5 protein-coding genes are annotated in these 7,855 nt (G+C 61.0%); 4 read left to right on the plus strand and 1 reads right to left on the minus strand.

Translation table 11 applies throughout. The annotated features are described in order from the left end of the window. The first annotated feature begins 8 nt into the window (after window positions 1-8). The gene (locus JO015_22030; protein ID MBW0001786.1) at window positions 9-2,150 is read left to right on the plus strand and encodes an enoyl-CoA hydratase/isomerase family protein; all 2,142 of its coding nucleotides are present in this window, start codon (window positions 9-11) and stop codon (window positions 2,148-2,150) included. 15 nt (window positions 2,151-2,165) lie between these two features. Then, entirely contained in the window at window positions 2,166-4,205 is a 2,040-nt protein-coding gene (locus JO015_22035) for an acyl-CoA dehydrogenase family protein (GenBank protein MBW0001787.1), read from the plus strand. A 41-nt stretch (window positions 4,206-4,246) separates the two neighbouring features. On the opposite strand, the gene JO015_22040 is transcribed toward JO015_22035, so the two are convergent. Further along, window positions 4,247-4,597, minus strand: coding sequence for a hypothetical protein (locus tag JO015_22040; protein ID MBW0001788.1), 351 nt, complete (start codon window positions 4,595-4,597; stop codon window positions 4,247-4,249). 172 nt (window positions 4,598-4,769) lie between these two features. On the opposite strand from JO015_22040, the gene aceB reads away from it, so the two are divergent. Next, the gene (gene aceB, locus JO015_22045) at window positions 4,770-6,368 is read left to right on the plus strand and encodes a malate synthase A (GenBank protein MBW0001789.1); all 1,599 of its coding nucleotides are present in this window, start codon (window positions 4,770-4,772) and stop codon (window positions 6,366-6,368) included. A gap of 121 nt (window positions 6,369-6,489) precedes the next feature. After that, window positions 6,490-7,470: a hypothetical protein gene (locus JO015_22050; GenBank protein ID MBW0001790.1), complete on the plus strand. Its 981-nt coding sequence runs from the start codon at window positions 6,490-6,492 to the stop codon at window positions 7,468-7,470. The last annotated feature ends 385 nt before the right edge of the window (window positions 7,471-7,855 follow it).

The raw sequence follows: 7,855 nt of genomic DNA on the forward strand, positions 1-7,855 counted from the left end.
CCATGGCCGTGAGCGGCAATCTCCGTTGCGAACTTCTTGATTCCGGCGTTGCCGTCCTGACGTTTGATCGTCCGGACTCCGCCGCCAACATTTTTGACCAGCCGACTTTCGACGAACTCAACCAGCAACTCGAGTCGCTGGAGGCGAAGGGCGGGAGCCTCAAGGGGCTGGTCCTCCGGAGCGCGAAACCCAGGATCTTCATTGCGGGTGCAGACCTGAATGGGTTCAGCCGGGAACGCGATCCGCAACGCCTGGGCCGCTTGATTGACCAAGGCCAGCAGACTTTCGACCGGATCGCCCGCCTGCCGTTCCCGACCGCAGCAGCCATTCACGGCGTTGCCTTGGGAGGCGGCCTGGAAATCGCGCTGGCCTGCGATTACCGGGTGGCTTCCCTGGATTCCGCAACCAAGCTGGGCCTTCCGGAAACCAACCTCGGCATTCTGCCAGCCTGGGGCGGCTCGACCCGCCTGCCGCGGCTGATCGGTTTGCCTGCCGCGCTCGAGATGATTTTAGCCGGAAAACAGCACGCCGCGAAACCTGCGCTCAAGATCGGGTTGGTCGACGGCGTGGCTTACCCGGAACGGATCCTCGCCGAAGCCGTAAAACTCGTGCTCCAGGGCAAAAAGCGCCGCCTCAAACCTCACCTGGCCAACCGGGCTCCCCTCTCCAAGGTGATCGCGGCGCAGGCGCGAAAACGGGTCCTGGCAAAGACGCGGGGTAATTACCCCGCTCCCCTCAAAGCGTTGGAGGTTGCCGTGGCGGGGCTGACATCATCGCCCGCGCAATCGCTTGCCAATGAGCGGCGCGAGTTTATCAACCTGGCGATGGGCGAGCCGGCCGCTAGCCTGATCCGGGTATTCTTCCTGCAGGAACGGGCAAAGAAGCTGGCGGTCGAATCCGCGGAAAAGCCGTTGCCGGTCAGGCGGGCCATGGTGGTCGGCGCCGGCATTATGGGTTCCGGGATCGCGCAATGGCTCAGCGCGCGCGGGCTGCGGGTCGTGCTGAAGGACATCGGGCCCGAGCCGCTCGGCAAAGGCATGCAGGCCATCGCCAAGCTTTATCGTGACGCGGTTAAACGGCGCATCTTTACCGAAGCGGAAGCCCGCGCCGGGTCTGACCGCATCCTGCCGGTATTTGAGGACAACATCCCGCTGCACGATGTTGATCTTGTAATTGAGGCCGCCGTCGAAAAACTGGATCTGAAATGCCAGGTGTTCCGCCAACTTGAGGAAAAGGTTCCGTTCTGCCGGGTGCTGGCCACCAACACCTCGGCGCTGTCGATCGACGCCATCGCGGACGGCCTGCCGCATCCGGAAAAAGTGGTCGGCATCCATTTCTTCAACCCCGTCCACCGGATGCAACTGGTGGAGATCGTGCGGGGCCCGCGCACGGGTCCGCTTGCGCTGGCTACCGCCGTGCAGCTCGCGAAAGCCATCGGCAAACTGCCCGTCCTCGTGAAGGACAGCCCGGGCTTTCTCGTTAACCGCATCCTGTTGCCTTACCTGATAGAGGCGGTTCGTATTTTCCAGGAAGGTTATCCGGCGGAGCGCATCGACCGCCTCATGCTCGACTTCGGGATGCCGATGGGGCCGCTCCGCCTCGGCGACGAAGTCGGGCTCGACGTCGCGGCCCACGTCGCCACGGATCTGACTCAGCGGCTTTCCCATCTCCCTCCGGTTAACGCCGTCCTGCCGCGCATGCTCGAGAAAGGCTGGCTGGGCCGCAAATCGGGAAAGGGCTTTTACGATTACCAGACCAAAGGCAAGGAGACGCTCAACTCCCAATTGAACGAATTTCAGGCGCTGCAGGCGCCCCAGGTCGACGACGCTGAACTCCGGGACCGCATGGTCCTGCTGATGGTGAACGAGGCGGCCCGGTGCCTGGAGGAGGGCGTGGTGACCGCTCCGGAGGATGTCGATTTCGGCATGATCATGGGGACGGGCTGGGCACCGTTCCGCGGCGGCCCGCTGAATTACGCGGATTCCACCAGTCTGCCGGCCGTCGTCGCCCGTTTGCAGGAACTACAGAAACGCGTCGGCAATTACTTCGCCCCTTGCGCTCTCCTGGCCGACAAAGCCGCGCGGGGGGACCGCTTTTACGCTTCGGCGCCCGGGCCTGAATCGAGTGCCGGTGGTCCGCCGCAATCCTGAAGGTCGTGTCGTGTTATGAAAGAAACGTTGTCCAAACCTGCGCTCAACCTGGATCGCCCCTTGCCGGACGCCCCTCCGGACCGGCCCCCGCAAGGGCCGGTCTTTCCGCCGATCGAACGCAAACCGGTCGCGTTTGAGGTCAGAGCGTTACAAGCCTTGCTCGACGGCGAGTTTGCCGAGACCAGGACCATGGTCAAAAATCTGGTGTCGCAGTTTTCCTACGATGACGGCCTGGACGTGCCCGCCTACCGCGCCAAAGTGCTGGCCTGGACCGTTAGCCTCGCTGAAGCCGGACTCGGCCGCATTTTCATCCCACGCGAACTGGGCGGCGAAGAAAATCTGCCGAAGTTCATCGCCGCCTTTGAAGCCCTGGCGTTCCACGACCTCAGCCTGGTCATCAAGGTCGGCGTGCAGTTCGGATTATTTGCCGGGAGCATCCAGCGACTGGGAACCGAATACCATCGCCGCAAATACCTGGTGGACGCCGTGACAGCACGCCTGCCGGGCTGCTTTGCCATGACGGAGATCGGTCACGGGTCAAACGTGCAGGGGCTCGAAACCACGGCCGTGTACGATCGCGCGACGGACGCGTTTATCATCAACAGCCCTTCCTATTCGTCCGGGAAAACTTATATCGGCAACGCCGGCGAACATGGACGCCTGGCGACGGTCTTTGCCCAACTCGAGGTAAACGGCGAGCGGCACGGCGTGCATGCGTTTCTGGTCCCGATCCGGGACGAGGCCGGTCACCCGCTGCCGGGCATCACCACTGCAGATAACGGCCTGAAAATGGGCCTGAACGGGGTCGACAACGGTCAACTCTGGTTTGACCACGTCCGGGTGCCGCGGCTCGAAATGCTGAACCGCTTTGCCGAAGTCACCCCGGAGGGCGTTTACCGCAGCGAAATCAAGAGCGCCAGCGCCCGCTTTTTCACCATGATCGGCACCCTCGTGACCGGACGGATAAGCATCGCGGCCACGGCCAACAGCGCCGCCAAATCCGCGCTGACGATCGCGATCCGCTACGCGGCGCGCCGGCGCCAGTTCGGACCGCCGAAAGCCGGCCGGGAAACGCTGCTCCTGGATTACCCCGCACACCAGACGAGGCTGATGCCCCTCCTGGCGAACGCCTATGCACTCGACTTCGCTTTGAAACGCCTCGTACGGCTGAACGAAAAGGCAACGCCGGGCAATTCCCGCGACGTCGAAACGCTGGCGGCAGCCCTAAAGGCTTTTGTCACCTGGAATACCACCAAAACCATTCAAACCTGCCGGGAAAGTTGCGGGGGCGAAGGCTACATGGCGGTGAACCGGTTTGCCGCGCTGAAGGCCGACACCGACGTCTACGCTACGTTCGAAGGTGACAACACGGTGCTGATGCAACTCGTCGCCAAAAACCTGCTCACCGAGTTCGGCGATAAATTAAAGCATCTGCGTCCGGCGCAGCTGGCTGGTTTTTTTGTCCGGCGAAAGTTTGCCCAGGTGGTAAAGCAGAGCCCGCACTTATGCCTGAACGTTGCCAAGGAGCATCTGCTCGATCCGGCCGTGCAGCAGATGTATTTCAAGTATCGCGAGGACGCATTGTTGTCGAAAATTGCGCAGCTGTTTCGCCGGGTGCTTTCATCTGAACAGGCCGCTGACCCGAACCCCGAACGCCGAACCCCGAACCCCGAACGCCGAACTCCGAACGCCGAACTCCGAACCCCGAACTCCGCTTCCTACACGGCCTTTACTCGTTTGCAGCCCGAATTGCTCGAACTGGCGCACGCCTACTCGGAGCGGATCATCCTGGAGTATTTCACGGAGGCGATCGCCGGGGTCGAAAACCGGCCGCTGCAGGCCGTACTCAAGCGGATGGCGGACCTGTTTGCCCTGACGCACCTCGACGAGCATCGAGCCTGGTACCTGGAACAGGGTGTTTTCACGACCGCGAAAAGCGGCGCCATCCGTGCCGTCGCGCTCAGGTTGTGCCGCGACCTCAGCCAGGAGGCCGTCGCCTTGGTCGATGCGTTCGGCATTCCGGATGCGTGCCTTGCCGCGCCGATCGCGCTTTAAGGCGATCGCGGCCAAATACTGCCCCGGCCCCGGCCCTTACCTTACACCGCCCGGCGGGTTACCCGGTTCCACTCGCCGTTGTTAAGAAAGTCAATGTCGAGGCGGAACCGCCCGTTCTCGCTCCGGGTTACGTCGGCCGAAAACATGCTCTCGGCGCCGCAGAGATGCGCAACGACCGAGAGTTCGTTGATCCGGTCGGCAACCGCCTCGGCGGCCCGGTTGGTCGCGTAGCTGTACTGTTGGGCTTCCTCCGCCACGAAACGCACTTTGTCCTTGGCAAATGCGTCCGTCACCATCCGTCCCACCACTTCGTTCAAGTAGAACTCCGGCGTCATGCCGAGAATCATCGCGACCTCTTCCAGGGCCGCCCAGTTCTCGCGGGTCAAATTCATGCTCAATTTCTCTAACGGCGTTTCCATAAAACACCTGAGCGGCACCTCAGCACTTTTTATGCTCACAACCGAAAAATTCGACGCAGATCTGCAATTCCCGGATTTCGCATGACTCGCGACACCCGGCACCCGGCACTCGACACCCGGCACCCGACACCCGACACTACTTCCCATGAACGACTCTTCGTCCGACCCCATCGTCGTCTCCGGCCCGCCCAGCGCTTCTCAGGAAATGATCCTGTCGGCCGGCGCACTTGAGTTGCTGGCTGAACTCCACCATACCTTTGACCAGAGGCGCCTGGACCTTTTAGACCGTCGCCAGCAACTCCAACGCGAGTTGGATCGCGGCAAAAACCTCGATTTTCTACCCGAAACCGCGCACGTCCGGGAATCCGAATGGCGCGTCGCGCCGATCCCGGCGGACCTTATGGATCGCCGCGTTGAGATCACGGGACCGACCGATCGCAAGATGGTGATCAACGCGCTGAACTCCGGCGCGAAAGTCTTCATGGCGGACTTCGAAGATGCCAACGCCCCCGTTTGGGCTAACATGATTGAGGGTCAGCGCAACCTCTATGACGCGGTCCGGCGCACGATCACCTATACGGGTCCGGAGGGTAGGAGCTATCAATTAAACGAGAATCCGGCGGTTCTGTTCGTGCGGCCGCGCGGCTGGCATCTGGTCGAGAAACACATCCGGATCGACGGTCGTCCGGTCTCCGGCTCGCTCTTCGATTTTGCGCTCTACTTTTACCATAATGCCAAGGAATTGCTGGCTCGCGGTACCGGCCCTTACTTTTACCTTCCTAAGATGGAAAGCTACCTGGAGGCGAGGCTTTGGAACGACGTCTTTAACCTGGCCCAGGATAAAGTAGGCGTTCCCAGAGGCAGCATTCGCGCAACGGTGCTGATCGAGACCATCCCGGCCGCCTTCCAGATGGATGAGATCCTGCACGAACTCAGGGACCATTCCGCCGGCCTGAATTGCGGGCGTTGGGACTACATCTTCAATTGTATCAAGCGTTTTCGGAGCCGTGAGGACTTCGTGCTGGCTGACCGCGCTCTGGTGACCATGACCACCCATTTCATGCGTTCCTATTCCCTCCTCTGCATCAAGACCTGCCATCGCCGGCAGATTCATGCGATGGGCGGAATGGCCGCGCAGATCCCGGTGAAGAACAACGATGAAGCCAACCGCCAGGCGTTTGCAAAGGTGCAAGCCGACAAGGACCGTGAAGCCACCGACGGACACGACGGGACCTGGGTGGCGCACCCGGGTCTGGTGCCGGTAGCTTATAAAGCCTTTGACCAGGTCATGCCGGCCGCTAACCAGATTGATCGCCGGCGTGACGACGTTAACGTCAGCGCGGCCGACTTGCTGCGGTTCGAACCGAAGGCCCCGATCACAGAACAGGGCGCCCGGATCAACATCAGCGTCGGTATCCAATACCTTGAAGCCTGGCTTCGCGGTTCCGGCGCCGTGCCGATCTTCAATCTCATGGAAGACGCCGCCACGGCAGAGATTTCCCGGGCGCAACTCTGGCAATGGTTACGCAGTCCGAACGGAAAACTCGAGGACGGCCGCAAGTTGGATCCGGACCTGTTCCGAACCCTGTTCACGGACGAGATGTCCAAACTCGAAACGCTGGTCGGTCCGGAAAGATTTCGTTCCGGCCGTTACGAGGCGGCCGGCAATCTTTTTCAGCGATTGATCACCACGGAAGAGTTTGTCGAATTCCTTACTTTGCCCGGTTACGACCTGTTAGACTGAGATCCGCCTGGTGTTGTTATGGATTTTCCCACTATCTATTAAGAAGATGTAAGCCCCGTAAATGTAGCTTGTTACCGTTGCCCCGACCTTATACATCAGCTCTGCGGAAAGAGAACTTCGCATGCGCTGGACAGAAAAGCTGGGATTTCACTTCAACCACTACGCGTGGCTGTTTCAGGAAAAGCGAGATTGGGGCGTGAGCGGTCTATGGAGTCGGCGGGCCAGTCTGAACGACGCGACTAACCTTCAGCTGCCGCCCCCTCGCAACGGTGAAACCACCCGGGTGCATGTTCTGATCGGCCGTCGCTGCTGGGAGCGCGGCCTCTGGATGCTCGCGTCGCTCTTCCATGCCTGCGGCAAAGCGTGGCCGGTGACGTTTCACGATGACGGCACGTGCGACCGCACCGTTCAGGCGCAGCTTATGGCCGTGGCGCCATTCGCGCAGTTCCTTACTCGAGCTGACGCAGATGCCCGGATGGCAGAGCAGCTGAAGGCTTTCCCGCACACGCGCTTGCTCCGCCGGGACTGCCCATCGCTGGTCAGGCTGCTGGACACGTGCACGCTTTTTGAGGAATTCAACCAGCTCGTTCTCAGCTGTGACCTCCTCTTTTTTCTCACGCCCAAAGAGTTGCTCTGGTGGGACCAGGACGGGTGGCAGGAAAGCCTGTTCCTCGGGAGTGCCGGGAATCTCTCTTCAGAACTTCTCTCGGCGATAAACCACCGGCTTGGGATCGAACCCCTCCGCCAGCTCAACTCCGGGGTCGCCGCCCTTCGGAACGGCTTCCTCGATCTGCCGTTGATCGAGAAAACCCTCGTCCGAACCGGAGCAGTCCATGCGGAACAGCGCTGGGCGGTCGAACACGCCCTGTTTGCGATGTTGGCGGCAGTGAAGCCGTCAAGCCTGTTGCCATCCAGTTACGTGATTTCTGCCGGCCACACCAAGCCGGCCACGGCGACCATGCGCTTTTACGTCGGCCACGCTCACGACCAGTTATATTCCGAAGGGCTAAGCACCATGGCTCCCATCCTCTCGTCGAGGTTCGGCCGCCGGCATCCCCATCGCCACCGCCCGACCCGCCCCGTCCGGTTGCCGGCTTCCTGATAAGGAAATGCCACAAATGGAGCGTTTCGTGTCACACGGCGGGCACAGCGAAATGGCGGGCACAACGTAAGAGTTCACACGGCGACCACGGCGAGCCACGGCGACCACGGCGGAAAGACTAAATCATCCGCAGAACACGCAGAAGAACGCAGAAAAGAGAGAAACATCCACAGATTACACAGATTGACACGGATTAAGAGGACCGGGCGGCAACTCTAAGGTTGACACTCGCACCTAACCCCCATCCTGCCGCTCCGAACTCCGAACTCCGAACTCCGAACTCCGAACTCCGAACTCCGAACTCCGAACTCCGAACTCCGAACTCCGAACTCCGAACTCCGAACTCCGAACTCCGAACTCCGAACTCCGAACTCCGACCTCTTTC

Source organism: Verrucomicrobiota bacterium (assembly GCA_019247695.1).
In the GTDB taxonomy this organism is placed as follows: Bacteria; Verrucomicrobiota; Verrucomicrobiia; order Chthoniobacterales; family JAFAMB01; genus JAFBAP01.